The 18318-nt window shown below is 61.1% G+C and carries 12 protein-coding genes and 1 tRNA gene; 6 read left to right on the top strand and 7 right to left on the bottom strand.

Annotated elements, in window-relative coordinates; all coding sequences use genetic code 11:
* Positions 1–95: 95 nt before the first annotated feature.
* Together B5F27_RS17405 and B5F27_RS06335 are read left to right on the top strand one after the other, a co-directional pair.
* Complete coding sequence (locus B5F27_RS17405; protein ID WP_087365540.1) at positions 96–3443, top strand: PD-(D/E)XK nuclease family protein; 3348 nt, start codon at positions 96–98, stop codon at positions 3441–3443.
* Positions 3440–7090 carry a UvrD-helicase domain-containing protein gene (locus B5F27_RS06335; protein ID WP_087365537.1) on the top strand — a complete coding sequence of 1217 codons (3651 nt, stop codon included), beginning with the start codon at positions 3440–3442 and terminating at the stop codon, positions 7088–7090. The genes B5F27_RS17405 and B5F27_RS06335 overlap by 4 nt, the downstream gene beginning before the upstream one ends.
* 58 nt (positions 7091–7148) lie before the next feature.
* Here the strand turns inward: B5F27_RS06335 and B5F27_RS06330 are convergent, their stop codons facing one another.
* A complete protein-coding gene (locus tag B5F27_RS06330; RefSeq protein WP_087246193.1) occupies positions 7149–7742 on the bottom strand; it encodes a xanthine phosphoribosyltransferase in 594 nt (197 codons plus the stop codon).
* A 286-nt stretch (positions 7743–8028) separates the two neighbouring features.
* Here B5F27_RS06330 and B5F27_RS06325 point away from each other — a divergent pair, with 286 nt between their 5' ends.
* Positions 8029–8892: a patatin family protein gene (locus B5F27_RS06325; RefSeq protein WP_087246194.1), complete on the top strand. Its 864-nt coding sequence runs from the start codon at positions 8029–8031 to the stop codon at positions 8890–8892.
* Between the two features lie 60 nt (positions 8893–8952).
* Here the strand turns inward: B5F27_RS06325 and B5F27_RS06320 are convergent, their stop codons facing one another.
* Positions 8953–9075 carry an OadG-related small transporter subunit gene (locus B5F27_RS06320; RefSeq protein ID WP_087246195.1) on the bottom strand — a complete coding sequence of 41 codons (123 nt, stop codon included), beginning with the start codon at positions 9073–9075 and terminating at the stop codon, positions 8953–8955.
* Positions 9076–9152: 77 nt separating this feature from the next.
* Positions 9153–10286, bottom strand: a complete 1134-nt coding sequence (locus tag B5F27_RS06315; protein ID WP_087246196.1) for a sodium ion-translocating decarboxylase subunit beta — start codon at positions 10284–10286, stop codon at positions 9153–9155.
* A gap of 451 nt (positions 10287–10737) precedes the next feature.
* On the opposite strand from B5F27_RS06315, the gene B5F27_RS06310 reads away from it, so the two are divergent.
* Positions 10738–10822, top strand: a tRNA-Tyr gene (locus B5F27_RS06310).
* A gap of 179 nt (positions 10823–11001) precedes the next feature.
* Complete coding sequence (locus B5F27_RS06305; protein WP_087365534.1) at positions 11002–11283, top strand: hypothetical protein; 282 nt, start codon at positions 11002–11004, stop codon at positions 11281–11283.
* A gap of 21 nt (positions 11284–11304) precedes the next feature.
* Here the strand turns inward: B5F27_RS06305 and B5F27_RS06300 are convergent, their stop codons facing one another.
* The 3 genes from B5F27_RS06300 to B5F27_RS06290 form a co-directional block, all read right to left on the bottom strand.
* On the bottom strand, positions 11305–11601 hold the full coding sequence (locus tag B5F27_RS06300; protein ID WP_087365533.1) for a hypothetical protein: 297 nt from the start codon (positions 11599–11601) through the stop codon (positions 11305–11307).
* A 206-nt stretch (positions 11602–11807) separates the two neighbouring features.
* Positions 11808–12764 (bottom strand): ParB N-terminal domain-containing protein, encoded by a 957-nt coding sequence (locus B5F27_RS06295; RefSeq protein ID WP_087365531.1) that lies wholly within the window; start codon positions 12762–12764, stop codon positions 11808–11810.
* Positions 12742–14148 (bottom strand): relaxase/mobilization nuclease domain-containing protein, encoded by a 1407-nt coding sequence (locus B5F27_RS06290; protein WP_144066489.1) that lies wholly within the window; start codon positions 14146–14148, stop codon positions 12742–12744. Before B5F27_RS06290 ends, B5F27_RS06295 begins: the two co-directional genes overlap by 23 nt.
* Before the next feature lie 865 nt (positions 14149–15013).
* On the opposite strand from B5F27_RS06290, the gene B5F27_RS06285 reads away from it, so the two are divergent.
* Complete coding sequence (locus B5F27_RS06285; protein WP_087365526.1) at positions 15014–15808, top strand: AraC family transcriptional regulator; 795 nt, start codon at positions 15014–15016, stop codon at positions 15806–15808.
* A gap of 70 nt (positions 15809–15878) precedes the next feature.
* Here B5F27_RS06285 and B5F27_RS06280 read toward each other — a convergent pair whose 3' ends face one another.
* Positions 15879–18290, bottom strand: a complete 2412-nt coding sequence (locus B5F27_RS06280; protein ID WP_087365524.1) for a glycosyl hydrolase family 65 protein — start codon at positions 18288–18290, stop codon at positions 15879–15881.
* Positions 18291–18318: the final 28 nt, after the last annotated feature.

The following is an 18318-nucleotide window of genomic DNA, read 5'->3' as shown; positions in this document are numbered from 1 at the left end:
CTCCTTTGCTTTTTGCTTTGCAGGCCTATTCTACCACATCCGCCGCAGGCGGCGCAATGGGGCGTTTTCTTTGGACCAAAGGGAGGTATTGCGCCATGCTGAAACTGGTGTTGGGAGGCTCGGGCAGCGGGAAAACCAGCTGGCTCTACGCCCGTCTGGCCGAGCGGGCCGCCCGGGGAGAGTACAGCATCCTGCTGGTGCCGGAACAGTTCACCTCCTCCACCGAGGGCCGCATCTACCGGGAACTGGGGGACGAGGGCTCGGGCTATGTGGAGAGCTTTTCCTTCACCAGCCTGGCCGAACGGATTCTGTCGGAGGAGGGCGGCTCTGCCGTCCAGACCCTCACCGACGCGGGCCGGGTCACCCTGGTGCGCCGCGCCCTGGAGGAGCTGCAGGACAATGTCCACTACTATTACCGCCACCGCCACAGCGCGGCCTTCTGCCAGCTGGCCGCCGAGACCATCGACGAGCTGAAAAGCGCCGGCGTCACCGGGGAGGACTTTGCCCGTCTGGCCCAGGGCTGCGGCCCCGAGAGCGGACGGCTGGGGGAGCTGGCCCTGATTTATGAGGGCTACGAGACCCTGCTGGCCCAGACCGGCATGGACCCCTCCGACCGGATTCAGCTGGCGGCGGACCGTCTGGAAGCCGCCCTGGCCGAGGGCCGGATGCCGTCCTTTCTGGAGGGCCGGGCGGTGTTCATCGACGAATTCGACACCTTCAACGCCCCCAAACAGCGGCTGATGGGGGCCATGCTGGCGGCGCTGCCCCAGGTGACGGTGGCCCTGTGCGACGACGGCTCCCCCGCCGAACCCGGGGATTTGAGCCTCTTTTCGGGTGCCAAGGGGGTGGGGGCCCAGCTGCGGCGTCTGGCCCGGAAAAACGGGTCGGAGGTGGCGGTGCCCCTGCTGCTGAAACAAGACCTTCGCCATCAGGACGCCCCCTCCCTGGCGGCTCTGGGGGAGCTGCTGGCCGCCGGCCGCTGCACCCCGCCGCCGGGGCCGGCGGGAGAAATCCGGCTTTATCCGGCCCCCAGCCGGGAGGAGGAAGCCCGGGCCGCCGCCGGCGCCATCCGGCGTCTGATGGCTCAGGGAGTCCGCTGCGGCAAAATCGCGGTGGTCTGCCGGGACCTGGACAAGTACCGGGCCGCCGTGCGGTATGAATTCCGGATGGCGGGGATTCCCCTCTGGTGCGACGAGGCCACCACACCGGCCTTCAGCGCCCCGGCGGCGGCCGTTACCGCCCTGCTGGAACTGGTCCGGGGGGCGGACTACACCGAACAGCTGTCGGCCCTGGTGAAAACCGGGCTGACCCGCCTGCCGGAGGACCGGGTCTGCGCCCTGGAAAACTATGCCTATACCTGGTCGCCCCGGGCGTCGGAGTGGCGGGAGGAATTCAAAAAGAGCCCCCGTGGCTTCGGCGGCGAAAAGCTCACCGCCGAGGAACAGGACAACCTGAAAAAGGCCGAGGAGGCCCGGGCCTTTCTGATGGGGCCCATTGAGACCCTGCGCAGCCGCTGCCGGGAGGCCAGCGCGGAACAAATCAGCAAGGCCCTGTGGTTCTGCCTGGAGGCCCTGGGGGCCGAGGAGGCCCAGAACCAGCAGGTGGAAGCCCTGCGGTTGGTCCGGGGCATCCCGGCCGCCGAGGAGGCTGCCCGGGAGTGGAACGTGGTGATGGACCTGCTGAACCAGATGGCTCAGCTGCTGGGCAGCGAGACGGTGGCCCCGGCGGAATACGCCGAGCTGTTCGGGCTGCTGCTGCGCTCCTCTGACCTGGGGCATATCCCCCAGACCCTGGACGCCGTCATGCTGGCCTCGGCGGGCAAGATGCGTCTGGACGCCCCGGACTATGTCTTTGTGCTGGGGGTGGCGGAAGGGGAATTCCCCGCCGCGCCGGGCCAGACCGGCCTGCTGACCCACGCCGACCGGGACGCCCTGATGCGGCAGGAAATCGAGCTGCCCGACTGCTTTGAAAACCGTGTGGTCCGGGAACAGGTCTGCTTTTACAAGGCCATGACCGCCCCTGCCAGGGGGCTGTGGATCAGCTGGCCCAAGGGGGCGGGGCTGACCCTCTCGGCGGCGGCCCAGCCCATCGCCGACGCGCTGAACCCGCCTGCCCCCGACCTGACCCTGCTGGATATGGCGGCCACCCCCGGCAGCGCGCTGGACTGTCTGGGGGGCGGCTGGCCCCTCACCGACATGGAGCGGGCCAGCCTGACCCAGGCTCTGGCGGGCAGCGGCAGCGCCGGCCTGGACCTTTTGACCCGGATGGCCCAGAACCCGCCCCATCACATCCAGGACCTGGCGGCCCTGGGCGGGCTGCTGGGGCCGGAGCTGGCCATTTCGCCCAGCCAGATGGAGGCCTATTCCAACTGCCCCTATGGCTATTTTCTGCGGTATGTGCTGGGCCTCAAGCCCCGCAAGAAAGCCCGGCTCTCGGCGGACCAGAGCGGCACCCTGATGCACTGGGTGCTTCAGATGGCGCTGGACCCTCATCCCGGCTCCGACAACCCCTGCAAGGGCGCTCTGCCCGCGCCCTTTGCCCAGCTGACCGACAGCCAGCTGGGAGCATTGGCGGCGGGACTGGTGGATGAATATGCCCGGCGGTACCTGCCCGAGGACACCGCCCGGCTGCGGTATCTGCTCTCCCGGCTGAAAAAGAGCATGGCGTCCCTGCTATGCTATCTGCGGGACGAGCAGGCCCAGAGCAGCTTTTCCCCGGCGGCCTGCGAGCTGAAAATCGGCGCGGGAGCCGGCGCCGTCCAGCCCCAGACCTATCATTTGTCCAACGGGCGGACGGTGCGGCTGGTCGGCACGGTGGACCGGGCCGACGAATGGGTGGAGCAGGACGGCACCCGCTGGGTGCGGGTGGTGGACTACAAGACCGGCACCAAAAAGCTGGACCTGAAAGAAGTCTACTGCGGCCTGGACTGCCAGATGCTGCTGTACCTGTTCAGCCTGACCCGGGACGAGCAGGGCCGCTTTGCGGGGGCGGAGCCGGCGGGTGTGCTCTACCTGCTGGCCGACCCCAACCCCTCCACCGCAGCCCGGGCCGCCGCCGGTCCGGCCGCCCCCTGTCAGCTGGACGGCCTGGTGCGGGACGAGGAAAAACTCTTTGACGCCATGGACCCCGAAAAGACCGGGCGGTATCTGCCCTTCACCTGGGTGAACGGCAAACCCAGCCCCTGGCAGAAGGCCCGGAGGGCCGACGCCGCCAAGCTGAACCGCATCGAGGCCCACCTGGACAACCTGGTCACCGGCATGGGAGAGCGGCTCTATGGCGGCGAGATCGGGGCCGCGCCCCTGATTGCGGGGCGGAGCCCCTGCCAGTGGTGTGACTACGGGTTTGTCTGCTGCCACGAGCTGGGCCAGGACGAGCGGATTGTGAAAGACCTGGCCCCCGACAAGCCCTTTGAAGAAACCGAAGGAGAGGAGGAAGCGCCATGACCCCCAAATGGACACCGGCCCAGCAGGCCGCCATCCAAGACCGGGGCGGCGGGCTGCTGGTAAGTGCGGCGGCAGGCAGCGGCAAGACCGCTGTGCTGACCGAGCGGGCGGTGCGGCTCATCACCGACCCCCACCACCCGGTGGACGCCGACCAGCTGCTGATCGTCACCTTTACCAATGCGGCCGCCGCCGAGCTGCGGGCCCGCATCGGGGAAAAGCTGCTGAATCTCAGCCAGGCGGACCCTGCCAACGGTTGGCTTCGCCGCCAGCGGATGCTGCTGCAGCGGGCCCCCATCTGCACCATCGACGCCTTCTGTCTGGATCTGCTGCGGCGGCACTTTGAGGCGCTGGATATCCCGCCCGACTTTGTCCCCGCCGACGCCGGCAGCGTCCAGGTATTGCGGGAGACAGCCCTGGCCGACACCCTGGAACAGGCCTGCCAAAACCCCGACTTCTGCGCCTTTGCCGACCTGTACGGCAAGGGCCGCAGCGACGATGCCGCGGGCCGGGCGGTGCTGCAGGTTTATGACTTCCTGCGGGCCCTGCCCGACTACCACAAAAAGATGGACGAGATGCTGGCCCCCTGGCAGCAGGAGGGCAGTTTTGCGTCGTCGTCGTGGCATGATTTGCTGTTGGAGCTGGCCGGACAGCGGGCCCGGGCGGCCTGCGGGCTGCTGCGGGCGGCCTTTGCCGACTGCCGGGCCGACCTGGAAGAGGAGCGGGCCCGGGCGGAGGAGAGCAAAAAGACAGCCGCGGCCCGGGCCTCTGCGGCCGCCAAGGTCAACGATAAATTTGCCGAGCCCCTGGAACGGCTGGAATCGGCCCTGACCCTGTTGGAGCGGGTGGAACAGCTGGCCGGGGCGGGGGAATGGGAGGCCCTGTACGACCTGCTGACCCCCTATGTGCTGGGGATGGAGCCGGAGCCGGGCCTGAAGGGGATGAAAGGCCGTCTGGCCGGTCCCCGGAAGGCCGCCGTCCGCACCCGCGCCAATGAGGCGGCGGGATTGTTTGGGGAAATCCTGGACCTGATTCCCTGCAGCGAGGCCGAGGCCGAACAGGACCGGGCCCTGGCCGCCCCCCGTCTGGCGGCCCTGATGGAGGCGGTGCGGGACTTTGACGCCCGGTTCAGCGCCAAAAAGCAGGAGCGGAAGCTGCTGGAATTCAGCGACTTTGAGCACCTGGCCCTGAAACTTCTCCGGGGCCCCGACGGCCGGCCCACCCCTCTGTGCGAAGGCATCCGGGCGGGCTATGGCGCGGTGATGGTGGACGAGTACCAGGACACCAACGCCCTGCAGGACGCCCTGTACGCCTGTCTGGCGGCCCCTGACGGGGGCAATCTGTTCCTGGTGGGCGACCTGAAACAGAGCATCTACCGGTTCCGCCAGGCCGACCCGGCCATCTTCCGGGAAAAATTGGAGACCTGGCCCCCGCTGCCCGGCGGGCGGGCCCGCCCGGAGCCCGATGGCCCCGCCCAAAATGCCATGCTGGCCCTGGATGCCAACTTCCGGTCGGCCCCGGCAGTGGTGGAGGGGGTCAACTTCTTCTTTGAGCAGCTCATGAGCCCCGATCTGGGCGATACCGCCTATGGAGAGGGCCAGCGGCTGGTCTGCGGCGCTCCGGGGGAATACCAGGGCGCGGTGGAGGCCTGTCTGCTGCCCGACGACGAGCAGGAGACCGACGCCGCATGGATTGCCGGGCGGATTGAGGCCCTGGTGGCGGCGGGGGAGCCGGTGCGGGAGGGCAGTTCCACCCGGCCGGTGCGGTATGAGGATTGCTGCATCCTGCTGGCGGCCCGGGCGGAATTTCCGGTGTACACCCGTGCTCTGGCGGACCGGGGCATCCCGGTCTATGCCGACGCCCGGGAAAACCTCTTTGAAGCGCCCCACATCCGGCCCCTGGTGGCCCTGCTGAAAATCATCGACAATCCCGCCCAGGACATCTACCTGGCGGCGGCCATGCTGGGGCCTGTCTTTGGCTTCACCGACGACGAGATGGTGAAACTCCGGGCCCGCAAGAGAGGCGGCAGCCTCTACGGCGCGGTGGCGGAAGTGGCCGCCGGGGAGGGAGAGGACGCCTTTTCCTGCCGGGTGCGGGGCTTCTACGCCCGCCTCACCGAGCTGCGGCGGATGGCCCGCAGCATGCCGGCGGAACGGCTGCTGGAGGAGATTTTCGCCTCCACCGGCTATCTGGCGGCCCTGGGCGCCATGGAAAACGGCCAGCGGCGCCGGGAGGATGCCCGGCGGTTTGCGGCCTTCTGCGCCGGGGCGGGCAGCGGGGGCATTTCGGCCCTGGTCCGCTCCATTGAGGCGGCCAGCGACGCTGGCGGCGAGACCGGTGACACGGTGCCCGGGGCCGCCCGGCCCGGCTGCGTCACCATTATGACCATCCACCGGTCCAAGGGCTTGCAGTTCCCGGTGGTCTTTCTGGCCGACACCGCCCGGAAGTTCAACGCCGCCGACCTGCGGGAGCCGGTGCTCCTCCACCGGGTCTACGGCGCGGGCCTGCGGCTGCGGCAGGAGGGGGGCGAGCTGTACAAGACGGCGGCCTATACCGCCCTGGCCGCCGTCCACGAGCGGGAGATGCGCAGCGAACAGATGCGGCTGCTGTATGTGGCCCTGACCCGGGCCCAGGACCGTCTGATTCTGACCCTGCCTCTGGGGATAACCCGCACGGCCAATCCCCTGGAAAAGGCCGCGGCCTTCCTGGCGGCGGATGCGGGCCCGGTGCTGTACAGCCAGTGCAATTCCTTTGCGGGATGGCTGCGGGCCGCGCTGCTGGTTCATCCCAACGGCGGCCCCCTGCGGCGGCAGGCGGGGGATCTGCAGCTGCCCTTTGTCCGGACCGACAGCGTCATTACTCTGACCATCCCCGACCCGGCCCAGCCGGTGGCCCCGCCGGAACCTCCCGCCCCGGTCCCGGCGGACCCCGCCCTAGCGGCGGCTTTGCGGGACAATTTTGCGTGGCAGTACCCGGCGGCAGGGCTGGCGGCGGTGCCCGCCAAGGTCAGCGTCACCAGTATTGTCCACAAGGCGGGGGAGGTCACGTTGGAGCGGCCCGCCTTCCTGGCCAAGGACGGCCTGTCCGCCGCCGAGATGGGCACCGCCCTCCACGCCTTTATGGAGCACGCTGACTTCGACGCGCTGGCCGGACCTTCCCGGCAGGGCGGCCAGGCCCTGGACCAGGCCCTGGCCGCCGAGCGGGACCGCCAGACTGCGGCCCGGCTCACCGCCCCCGAAATCGCCCAAAAGCTGGACATTGCCCGGCTGGCCCGGTTCTTTTCGGGGGAGGCCTTCGGGCGGGTGCTGGCGGCGGAAAAAGTCCTGCGGGAGTACGCCTTCATCACGGCTCTGCCGGCGGGGGCGGTGCTGGCCGCCCAGGGCCAGGCCCCCGAGGAGATGCCCCCCGCCGTCCGGGGGGAACAGGTGCTGGTGCAGGGCATCGCGGATATCCTGCTGGTGTTCCCCGATCATCTGGAACTGCTGGACTACAAGACCGACCGGGGCAAGACCGAGGCCGAGTTCCTGGCGGCCTACCGCCCCCAGCTGAACCTCTACGCCCTGGCGGTGGAAAAGCGCTTTGCACCCCGCAAAGTCACCTATAAGGGGATCTATTCCTTCGCCCTGGGCCGCCTCATTGACGCCGACTGAGACAAAAAGAAAACTCCGTGCCTTCCCTCTGGGGGAAACACGGAGTTTTTTGTATTTCTCAGCTCTGGTGGGGCTGGGGACGGAAGACCACTTCGCCGGTGGCAGCGTCCATGGACTCCACAATGGCCAGGGACTCCAGCTGGATGCCCCGGGCGCGGACCAGATCGCCGCCCGGCTGGAAGCCTTTTTCCACGGCGATGCCGATGCCTTCCACCGTGGCGCCGGCCTCCTGGGCCAGGGTCAGCAGGCCCATCAGGGCGCAGCCGTTGGCGAGGAAGTCGTCCACGATCAAAACATGATCGTTGGGGGTCAGGAACTTTTTGGAGACAATCACGTTGTAAATCTTCTTGTGGGTGAAGGACTGGATCTGGGTCTCGTAGTTGTCATAGTCCAGATTGATGCTCATGGCCTTCTTGGCAAAGACCACCGGCACGTTCAGCTCGCTGGCCACAATGGCTGCAATGCCGATGCCGCTGGCCTCGATGGTCAGGACTTTGTTGATGGGCTTGCCGGCGAACAGCCGCTTCCACTCCCGGGCCATCTCCCGGAACAGGGGAATGTCCATCTGGTGGTTGATGAAGCTGTCGACCTTCAGCACTCCGCCCTCGCGGATGATGCCGTCTTTGCGGATGCGCTCTTCCAAAAGTTTCATGGCCTGGTTCCTCCCTCCGCCTGACGGCGGTTTCACTTCTTCTCTCAATACACAACAGTATACCGGATTGAGGCAGGGGTGGCAATAGCTTTTTGCGCGAAAATTTTACAAAAACCGCGCCTTTTTACAGCCCCCTTTTGGGCGGGGGCCTCTTGTACTTTTGCCGGTTTTTGATTATACTTGTGGTCAACGGAGAAAACATTTTCCGGGCGGGGGCTTCACACGGCCCGCCGCCGCAACGACAGCCGGCGGGGCTGCCCGCCGTCACAGAGGGGGAGAGCAGATCATGAAAACCGGATTGGTTTTGGAAGGCGGCGCCATGCGCGGCATGTTCACAGCGGGCGTCACCGATGTTTTGATGGAACACAACGTCACCTTTGACGGGGCGGTGGGCGTTTCGGCCGGGGCGGTGTTTGGCTGCAATTACAAGTCGCACCAGCCCGGGCGGGTTATCCGCTACAATCTGGCCTACTGCAACGACAAGCGCTACGCCAGTATGCACAACCTGCTGCACACAGGCGACTTGTACAGCGAGCAGTTCTGCTACCACGATATCCCGGAAAAGCTGGACCCGTTTGACACCGAGACGTTTGCGGCGTCCCCGATGGAATTCTTTGTGGTGTGCACCGAGCTGCGGACCGGCGACCCCGTCTATCACAAGTGCCGCACCGGCAGCGAGGAGGACCTGAAATGGATGCAGGCCTCCGCCTCCATGCCCCTGGCGGCCCGCACGGTAAAGATCGGACCCCACCGCCTGCTGGACGGAGGGATTGCGGACTCCATCCCGGTGCGGTTCCTGGAATCCATCGGCTACAAAAAGAACCTCATCATCCTGACCCAGCCCAAGGGCTTTGAGAAAAAGAAAACCAAGTTCCTGCCCATCATCCGGGCACGGTACGCCCGCTATCCGGCCTTTGTGGCCGCGGCGGCCGACCGCCACGAGCGCTACAACGAGACCCTGTCCTATATCTCGATGCTGGAGGAGGCCGGCGACGCCTATGTGATCCGCCCGCCCATCCCCCTGGAGATCGGCGCCATGGAGCGGGACCCCCGGGAGCTGCAGCGGGTCTATGACACCGGCCGCGCCGTGGCCGAAAAGCAGCTGGACCAGATCCAGACCTTCCTGCTGCGGGCCAAAGCGGAGCTGTAAAATCCAAAACGAAAAAATCCCGTGTCCCCCAAAGGGACACGGGATTTCTTTTGCGTTTGCTTACCGGTTGGACAGCTTGCCCAGCAGGGTGATGACCAGGATGATGGCCACAATCACGATAAAGATGCCCACCATGCCGATCAGCATCATCGGCAGGGTCTGGGACAGGGAAGCGAAGTTCATATGCAAAGCCCTTTCTTATGGTAACATGGAGAGGCCGGGCCCGCCGCAGGCAGGCGCCGGGACAGCGGGACGGAGGATCAGACCCCCATCAGGGCCAGCAGCAGGCCGCCGGCGATGACGGAAGCGATCTGACCCGAGACGTTGACGCTGATGGAGTACATCAGCAGGAAGTTCTGGTTGTCCTCGGCTAGGCCCATCTGGTTGACCACACGGCCGCTCATGGGGAAAGCCGAAATGCCGGCTGCGCCGATCATGGGGTTGACCTTTTTGCCCTCGGGCAGGAAGATGTTCAGAACCTTGGCGAAGATGACGCCGCCGGCGGTGTCAAAGACAAAGGCGAACAGGCCCAGAGCCAGGATCAGCAGGGTGTCGGGGCGGACGAACTTGTCGGCGGTCATCTGGCTGGCCACGGTCATGCCCAGCAGGATGGTGATGAGGTTGGCCAGGGCGTTCTGGGCGGTCTCGCTGAGGGAATTCAGGACGCCGCACTCACGCAGCAGGTTGCCGAACATCAGGAAGCCTACCAGAGCCACGCTGGCGGGGGCCACCAGGCCGGCCAGGATGGTGACCACCACAGGGAACAGGATGCGGGTGGTGCGGCTGACGCTGCCCTTCTGGTAGGACATGCGGATGCAGCGCTCCTTCTTGGTGGTCAGGGCGCGGATGACAGGGGGCTGAACGATGGGCACCAGGGCCATGTAGCTGTAGGCGGCCACCATGATGGGTCCCAGATAGTCGGACATCAGGGTGTTGGCCACGAAGATGGCGGTGGGGCCATCGGCTGCGCCGATGATGGCGATGGAAGCGGCGTCCTTCAGGGGGAAGAACAGGCCCGCGATGCACAGGGTGAAGAAGATGCCGAACTGGGCCGCAGCGCCGAACAGCATCAGCCAGGGTTTCTCCAGCAGGGGGCCGAAGTCGATCATGGCGCCGATGCCGATGAACAGCAGCAGGGGGAACAGTTCGTTGGACATGCCTGCCTCAAACAGAACCGACAGGGGGCCTTCGGTGTCGCCCTGGGTGATGGCGCCCGACAGGGGCAGGTTGACGAGAATGGTGCCGAAGCCCATGGGCAGCAGCAGGCTGGGCTCCATTTTTTTGGCAATGGCCAGATAGATCAGCAGACCGCCGACGACCCACATCACCAGCATCTGCCAATTCAGGTTCCCGAAGTTCGAGAACAGCTCCAGGAATTGTTCGAGAAAATTCATTGTTTCCAAAATACCTCCTTCACGGTTTGAGCGGACCGCGGCGAAGGCTGGGAACGGACGGCTGTTTTTGCACAACAAAAAAGACCCGTCAGCCGCTACCGTCCAGGCAGATGCCCGCGGGGGGAGATAAAACCCCTCGTCCAACCTTGTCGCCGCTGACATTATTATAAAGTACAGCCTGAAAAAACACAAGAGAAAACAGGATTTTGTCGGCGGAAAGGGGCCTGGGCAAAAAACCGAAAAATACCCGTTGACAAAATCTGCCTTCGGTGATAAAATAAGCAAGCGGTCCGGAAAACTACGGCAGCGCAGGGGGAGAGTCAAATGTCTTCCCAAAGGGTTCCGACAGAAATCCAAAAGAAATCTGAAAAAACTCTTGACAAGGCGCTTCACCTGTGGTAAAATAAACGAGTCGTCCGGCAAACGAAACGGACACCGCGAAAATGAATATGGGCGTGTTCCCGAGTGGCCAATGGGGACAGACTGTAAATCTGCTGCTTAATGCTTCGGTGGTTCGAATCCACCCGCGCCCACCAAATCAGAAAAATCCGAACCTTTTTCCTGTAGGAGAAGGGTTCGGATTTTTCATTTTCCTGGGCGAATTGAACCAAGGCATCTCTCCAAAAGCGCAGAGAGATTGATTTATTTCATTTCGGTTTGAAAAAGATGTTTATGAAAGAAAAGGATGAGGAATTTCCAAGGGGATTAAGATAAGATGATAAACGGAAGTACAAATGAATTTATAGATAGAATTTCCACATGCCAGGATACCGTGTTTATCTATAAAGGTAAAAAGTATTGGTTTCAGGGATATATGCCCAATGAAAACACTGTCCATATGGAAATTTTCCAAATAGATCCTGCTAAAGAAGGCTATGTTTGGGAATATAACGGTTCGTCTATCACTGAAGGACAGGAAGAGTTTCAAATTGCCCCTATTTTTGATGGAAAGACTTTTTGGGAAGTCGAACAGGAAATGGAGTGGGTGGATTGCTGATTGTACGGATACGTCGAAGAGCTAGAATAGTCTGATTCGTTCTTCTTGGTTGAAAAATAAAAAAAGGGTGCGTCCCGAAGGACGCACCCAACTTGAAAAAAGCTGTGTATGGATGTCAGGGCGTTCCCCGTTGGGAACGTCCTGATTTTCTTTTGCCGGGCAGCGGGCCTGCTCTGCCTGCCATGCGGCAAATGCTTTCTGGTCTTCTTCATTGTTGAAGCTTTCCAGAATCGCCGGATAAAAACATCGGGCCAGTCGCTCGATGACTTCGTCCGGGTAAGAAGAGTTGTTTACAGCTTTTTTCTTATTCAACGACACCTCCTATTCTGGTCCACACACCCAGTTGATCGGAAGCTTTGAAGCCCCGTGTGGAAAAGCCGACGTTCATACTTTGAAAGCCGGTAAATTTTACAAGCAGGAACACAAAACACGTGCCCCATCCGGCATTTTCTCCCAAGTTTTTAAAGGAAGTATAAACCAGCCCACCTCAATCCCACCCTAACGGAGCTGGACAGAATGAAAAACTACGCCGATTGTTCTTGTTCTGACCCTAGCACTTCTGACAGGCTAAAACCCAACGCAGCCAGATAGGCAAGATGCTTTTCCAGAATAGCCTGCACAGCTTTTCTCTGTTCTGAGTCGGTAAGCAGTGTGGGCGTTTGTTTGAAGATGGTCTCCCAGCTTTCCTGCATAGAAGCAACGGCGTTGGCAAGCTGACCGTAAATGGAGGAGGTTTCTTCAAGGACTGACTTCCTCTCGCCTGGGGGTGGTGCCAATGACGGCTCGCTTGATGCACTTTTCTCCGTTTGAAATAATTTCTGCTTGGCGGCAGGCTTTGCCCTGGACTGAGGGTTCTTGATCTGCTCCAGAAGGGCGTCATAATCCGCCGGCCTGGCCTTGGCCAAACGCTCAAAGAGTGCGTCCGGCGCCTTCAAATCACCCGAAAGGACCTGCCGCCGGATGCCGGGACACAACTCCTCTGCGAGGTCCACGCCTGCGGCGAACAGTGCCGCCCGACGGACAGCGCTGGCGCTGATATGGTTTTCCCGCGCGATCCGTTCACAGGTTTTCTCAGCGGTCTGCTTGTGTTCATTTTGAGCACCGGCAGACGGGACCGGGCGCGTGTGCTGGTTTCCATGAAATCCATCAGCCTGCTTTTCGGCGTCGTACTGCTTGCCCATCAGAAACTTTTTCTGTTCTGGGGTCAGGTTCCGACGGCCAAGTTGATGTTTGCAAATCCAGACGAGGACTTCATCTCTTGTTTCCAGCTCCAAGTTACGGACAATGCATGGGATTTCCGGGTGGCTTTGCAGAATTTCATAGCGGTTGTGTCCGTCCACAATGGTGCCGTTCCAAACAAGGATCGGAGCCAACAGCTCGCCCTCGGCCAAAATGTTTTCCTCCAGCTGTTTGCGTTCATCCTGGGTCAGGGGTGGAATCTGTGCCTTGAATTCAGGGTCAATGTGCAATGTCTGTGTCATGCAGCCCTCCTTCCTGTACCTGGTGGCGATCCTTTCGATGGAGGGTCGACAACAGATTTTGCTGTGCGGTGCTGAGTTCTATCCATGCCTTTTTTGCTTCACGATACGACTCATAGAACTGGGCTTTTTCCGAGATTAGCTGTTCGCGTTCCGCTTCCAGTTGTTTCAGGCTTGGCAGCTTGGTGATTTTTTGGGCTTTAAAATAGGCGGCTGCCGCTTGGTAAGCTGTCAGTTCGGCGCGGTGCTGTTCCCGAAAGACTTCCGGTTTTTTTGCAGTCTTGACCTGCTGGGCAAACTTCCGGTTCTGGAGATAGGATGAAACATGGTGGCTCAGTTCCCGGTTGGACTTGATGCGGTTTTCCAGGTCTTTCACCACCTTGAGACTCTCGTCTCGTTTTTCCTGAAGTTCAGTTACGCGGGCGTCCAGTTCTTCCTCGCTGTTCAGGTTGTACCGGGTGAAAAGCGCTATAGATTTTGCCAGCTGTTTGAGATTGAAAATCTTGGCCCAGTGCTCGTAGCCTGCGCCCTTGCCTGCGGCCAGCTTGGCCTGAATGTCAATCAGGCGGCTGATGCAGTCGGGGTGAGGATCAGAACTGTAGAGTTTGGCGGTTTTCTTTCGTTCGGCATTCTCTGCGAGAACAGCCAGAACTTTATCTTTGGAAAAATCATCGCCCAGCTTGCGGGAGGAGATGGGCTTGGTGCGGCCGGCGGTGAGGTAACTGAACCGGCCGCGGCTTTCACGAACCGTGACGCCATACTCCTGCAAAAGCTGAGTGGAAAATTCCTCCAAGCTGGTAACCTTGGCCAGAACAGAACGGATTTGCCGACGAAGGGCTGCTTTCTCGGTTTCATATTTGGTTTGCCGGATGGGCTGACCGGAAGCGGCTGCCTTCTGGTTGGCGTGGTCGAGGCGGCGCTGGCCGCGCCGCAGCGCCCAGTATTCCCGTTCTGTAATCCGTTCACCAGTGCCGTTCAGCAGATCGATCTGGTAGAGTCCGGCCCCCTGGCAAAGCTCCATGGTCTCGACCCGCAGGTGCCGGAGCATCGCGGCCGTGCAGCGATGCTTTATGCCCTCCTTCCAGTCACAGGGCTTTTCCATATAGGGCTGGCGGGGAATCTCCCGCACCCGGACGCTGCCGATGACAATGTGAAGAAGTTTCAGTGCATCTTCTCCGCCGCCGGTGACAACAATGGTTTGCTTGATGGGTTTGGTGCGTAAGCAGCGGCGAAGCAGGGTGGACATGTTGACATGGAGAATCTCGCACATGATCTCCAGGTCCCGCTTTTCTTCTGGGGTGACTCTGAACTTGATGAGCTGCGTTTTCCTCGGTGTGCCGCTGTGCTGAGTTTTGTGTCTAGTCGAACGAGTGTTGGTGTTGGTCATTGTACCTCCTTGTCGTTTGACTAGCTCCCATCGAATGTGGGGAGCTATGTATGGTGCGGCGCAGCCGAAGAACGCGCAGAGCGCGAAATGAGCAGGGTTTGGGGAAGGCACTCCCCAACAAGTACGACCGGAGCGTGCGGCATCCATTTCAATTTGTGAAATTGTGGCCACGGGTCGATACTTGCTTTTACTTTTTCCGCCATTTTGAAAATTTTTATTTCAAAACGGTCTCCAATCGGTCAAAGTAGGGAAGTGCACAGTGTCTCCTGCTTGGTGGGGTTGCCGTTCTCATCCGAATTAAGTTCCTGCCCCTGTTTTGCAGCGGCGTTGTCAGGCTCGCCCGCATTTCTGCGGGGTCATGGCGCTGTATCCAGTCCGGACGGCTGATAAAGTTGTCAAGGTACGTATGAAGAATTGCGAGCCGGTTGTCCGGCTGCAAGTCTCTCGAAAAGAAAAAGGCTCCACAGCACCAAAAGATTTTGTCGTGGGTGGATGGCGGCAAAACAGTTTGGTGAAGCTGCGGAGCGGACAAACAAAGCAATGTAGTAGCTTTCGTTGAGTAAAGCGGCTTTGTTGAGGAACAGGGTATCACTGAAAAATGCAAATGTCAACGATATGTCGAACGATTTGGAAAATCCTACAAGAATAGATTTAATCCGTTGGACAGAATAGAAACTTTGGGCTTCCATTGGTGAACGCATAACAGCTTTCAGGTATTTACCGAATCAAGATTCGGCGATAAGATCTATCTTTAAGAACTTGAGAAGTTTTCTCTGCTGTGTTATAGTATATTTGACCATAATAAGATTCCATGAACGCGGGATTTTAAGCAGAACAGCAAGAAGCGGTTCAAGGAGATGCGGCAATGAGTTACAAAGATGAATGGCTTGTAATCGAGGCTAACGATGACATCGATGAGATGGAGCACCGTGAACCCAGCGAGGAATTTTTGTTCTACCGTGCCGTGGCCAACGGCGATGTGGATGCTGTCCGAAAAAATTGCGAACAGGGCCGCTTTATGGATACAGAAGGGGTTGGCGTTTTGTCCAGGGACCCCATTACCAACCTGAAATATCATTTCGTGGTCACCACAGCCATGGTAACGCGGATGTGCCGCCAGCACGGCATGGAGCTGGAACAGGCATTCCGGCTGAGCGATTTTTATATCCAGAAGCTGGACGATATCCATACCGCTGACGAGATCAAGCACCTGCACGACGAGATGGTGATGGACTACACCGAGAAGATGCGCCGTTACCACCACAGCAACACCAACTCCAAGCACATCAATGCCTGCAAGGAATACATCTACGCCCATATCAAGGAGCGAATCACCATTGAAGATCTGGCAGATGCTTTGGGCGTGTCCGCCAGTTATTTGTCGCGGCTGTTTAAAAAGGAAACTGGGATTTCGGTTAGCTCCTACATACGCAACCGAAAAATCGACATGGCCAAGAATTTGCTGCGGTTCAGCAACGACTCGATGATTGACATTGCCAACCGGCTTTCTTTTTCCTCCCAGAGCCATTTTATCCAGCAATTCCGGGAGGTGGTGGGGATGACCCCCAAGAAATACCGTGACACCTACTATATGGTGGAATGGGGGGCAGAGTCTCCCCGCCCGGATCTCGCCGGGAACGGCGTCGGTCTGACCACCTGATCTGAAAACAAAAGCACCGCCGGGTGCTGCCTTCTCCCCAGAGGCAGCACCCGGCGGTCTTTTTTGTGGATCACATGGTGAGGATAATGTTGTTTTCGTCCTGAAGGGCGGAAGCGGGAATGTAGTTGTCCGGCATGGCCTGGCCGTTGAGGGTCAGGCTGCGGCAGCCGGATTCACGATGGCCGGGGTTCTCCACACGGATGTGAAGCCGATGGCCACGGAAGTCTTTTTCCATGGTGAAGGCGTCCCACTCTTTGGGAATGGCGGGGGCCAGGCGCAGGCCGTCCAGATCCGGCCGCAGGCCCAGAATGCCTTCCACACAGCCCACCATCACAGTGGAGGCAGTGCCGGTGAGCCAGTGGACCTGAGAACGGCCGAAGTGTTTGCTGGCCGGCCCTTCGGTGAACTGCCCGTAGCAGTAAGGTTCCAGATGGCGGATTTCGGCCCGGTCATTCTGGGCGGCAGGGGCGTTCTCGGTGAAGTAGCCGAAAGCCCGCTCTCCGTGGCCGCACAGGGCCTCGGCCAGGATCAGCCAGCCCTGGGACTGGGAGAAGATGCCGGCATTTTCCTTGGTGCCGGGGTTGTAAATCACGGCCAGTGCGCCGTCAAAAGCGTGGGCGTGGTAGGGCGGGTCCATCAAAACCGCGCCGTATGCAGTGTTCAGCCGCTGGCTGACCCCCTCCATGACGGTATCCGCCTGGTGCGGATCTGCCAGCCCGCTGATGACGGCCCAGCTCTGGGGGTTCAGCCAGAAGTTGGCCTCGGGTGCGGCAGCTTCGCCGATCTGCTCGCCGGCCTCGGTGAAGCCCCGGATGAACCGGTCGCCGTCCCAGCACAGCTCCTGGATGCGGCTGTGGTATTCCGCCAGCTTCTCATCCAGCCAGCGGACATCCTGGTCGGCGCCGCGATGTGCGGCGAACTGCCGCAGAATCCGCATGGCGTAATAGAACTGGAAGGCCACAAAAGCCGACTCGCCGTTGGCGCCCAGCCGCAGGCAGTCGTTCCAGTCGGCATACAGGCCGGCGGGCAGGCCGTGGGGTCCCAGGTGGTTGAGAGAAAATTCCACCGCCCGCTTGAGGTGCTCGTAGACAGTCCCTTGATCCTTGTTGGCAAAGGGGATCACCTCGTCCAGGAAGGCGAGATTGCCGCTCTCAGCCACATATTTGTAGACGGTGGGGAAGAGCCACAGAGCATCATCGGCCCGGTAGGCGGGATGACCGGTTTCCTTCACATAGGAGGGATCGTCGGGGGTGTCCTCATGGCCGGGGTTGTGGGTGAACTTGACCAGGGGCAGGCCGCCGCCGTTGTCCACCTGGGCCGACAGCATGAAGCGGATTTTCTCGCAGGCCATCTCCGGCTCCAGATGGATGATGCCCTGGATATCCTGGACTGTGTCACGGTAGCCGTAGCCGTTGCGCAGGCCGCAGTAAATCAGGGAGGCAGCCCGGGACCAAATAAAGGTGATGAAGCAGTTATAGGCGTTCCAGGTGTTCAGCATGGTGTTGAAGGCGGGGTCGGGGGTCTCCACCTGCAGGTGGCTGAACCGGCTGTACCATTCAGCCTTGAGGGCGTCTACCTCCTGCTGAACCCGGGCGGCGGGGTCGGCATAGCCTGCCAGGATGGCGGCGGCCTCGGCCGAGGGTTTCATGCCGGTTGCAAACAGGATGGTTTTGCTTTCGCCGGGGGCCAGCTTCACCTTGCAGGAGAGGGCGCCGCAGCTGTTCTCGTTGTAGCTTTCCACGTTGCCCAGATCTCCGGCTGCCACCCCCTGAGGGTTGCCGTAGCCATGGTAAGCCCCCAGGAAGGCGGTCTTGTCCCCGCAGTAGGAGGAGACCGGCGCACCGGCCAGGCCGAAAAACCGCTCGGTTACCGTCTTGTCATCCACATCTTCTCCCTGGGCCAGGGCGTCCAGGTTGCCATGGATCTGCTGGGTGATCCGGTTGCCTTCAAACACAGTCCGGCCGATGAAGAGGGAATACTGGAGGTTGACCTGATCCTGCTCGTAGTTGCTGTGGTTGGTGAACTCAGCATAGCCTGTCAGGGTCAGGCTGCGGTCCCGGTCCGAGTCATTGGTGACGGTGAGGGCCCATACCTCATAGGCTTTGCCCTGAGGCACATAGTAGACAGCCTTGGAGGAGATGCCTGCATAGCTGGCCTCCATCCGGGTATAGCCCATGCCGTGGCAGCACTTGACCTGGTAGTCGTTCAGGTCCTTGGCCACCGGCTGCCAGGAGGCGGACCAAAAGTCCCCGCTGTCGTCATCCCGCAGATAGATATACCGGCCCGGCTGGTCAAACTGGTTGAACACATACCGGAGAATCCGGCCGTTGGCACCCGACCGCTCGAAGCTGTAGCCGCCGGCGTTGTTGGAGATGATGGCGCCGTAGGCCGGCGACCCCAGATAGTTGACCCAGGGGGCTGGGGTGTCGGGGCGATCGATCACATATTCGCGGGCTTTGTCATCAAAATATCCGTATCTCATACTCGTTGCTTTCTGCCTTTTGGGCGTT

The organism is Faecalibacterium sp. An192, from assembly GCF_002160175.1.
Taxonomy (GTDB): Bacteria; Bacillota; Clostridia; order Oscillospirales; family Ruminococcaceae; genus Faecalibacterium.
Note: the sequence above shows the minus strand (reverse complement) of the source record. Positions and strands in the feature narration are given on the sequence as shown.

Bases quoted from the DNA above. Each gene is read 5' to 3' on its own strand.
- B5F27_RS06290 (WP_144066489.1), bottom strand. From the start codon at position 14,148: ATGACCAACACCAACACTCGTTCGACTAGACACAAAACTCAGCACAGC.
- B5F27_RS06315 (WP_087246196.1), bottom strand. From the start codon at position 10,286: ATGAATTTTCTCGAACAATTCCTGGAGCTGTTCTCGAACTTCGGGAAC.
- B5F27_RS06280 (WP_087365524.1), bottom strand. From the start codon at position 18,290: ATGAGATACGGATATTTTGATGACAAAGCCCGCGAATATGTGATCGAT.
- B5F27_RS06320 (WP_087246195.1), bottom strand. From the start codon at position 9,075: ATGAACTTCGCTTCCCTGTCCCAGACCCTGCCGATGATGCTGATCGGC.
- B5F27_RS06330 (WP_087246193.1), bottom strand. From the start codon at position 7,742: ATGAAACTTTTGGAAGAGCGCATCCGCAAAGACGGCATCATCCGCGAG.
- B5F27_RS06325 (WP_087246194.1), top strand. From the start codon at position 8,029: ATGAAAACCGGATTGGTTTTGGAAGGCGGCGCCATGCGCGGCATGTTC.
- B5F27_RS06295 (WP_087365531.1), bottom strand. From the start codon at position 12,764: ATGACACAGACATTGCACATTGACCCTGAATTCAAGGCACAGATTCCA.
- B5F27_RS06305 (WP_087365534.1), top strand. From the start codon at position 11,002: ATGATAAACGGAAGTACAAATGAATTTATAGATAGAATTTCCACATGC.
- B5F27_RS06285 (WP_087365526.1), top strand. From the start codon at position 15,014: ATGAGTTACAAAGATGAATGGCTTGTAATCGAGGCTAACGATGACATC.
- B5F27_RS06335 (WP_087365537.1), top strand. From the start codon at position 3,440: ATGACCCCCAAATGGACACCGGCCCAGCAGGCCGCCATCCAAGACCGG.
- B5F27_RS17405 (WP_087365540.1), top strand. From the start codon at position 96: ATGCTGAAACTGGTGTTGGGAGGCTCGGGCAGCGGGAAAACCAGCTGG.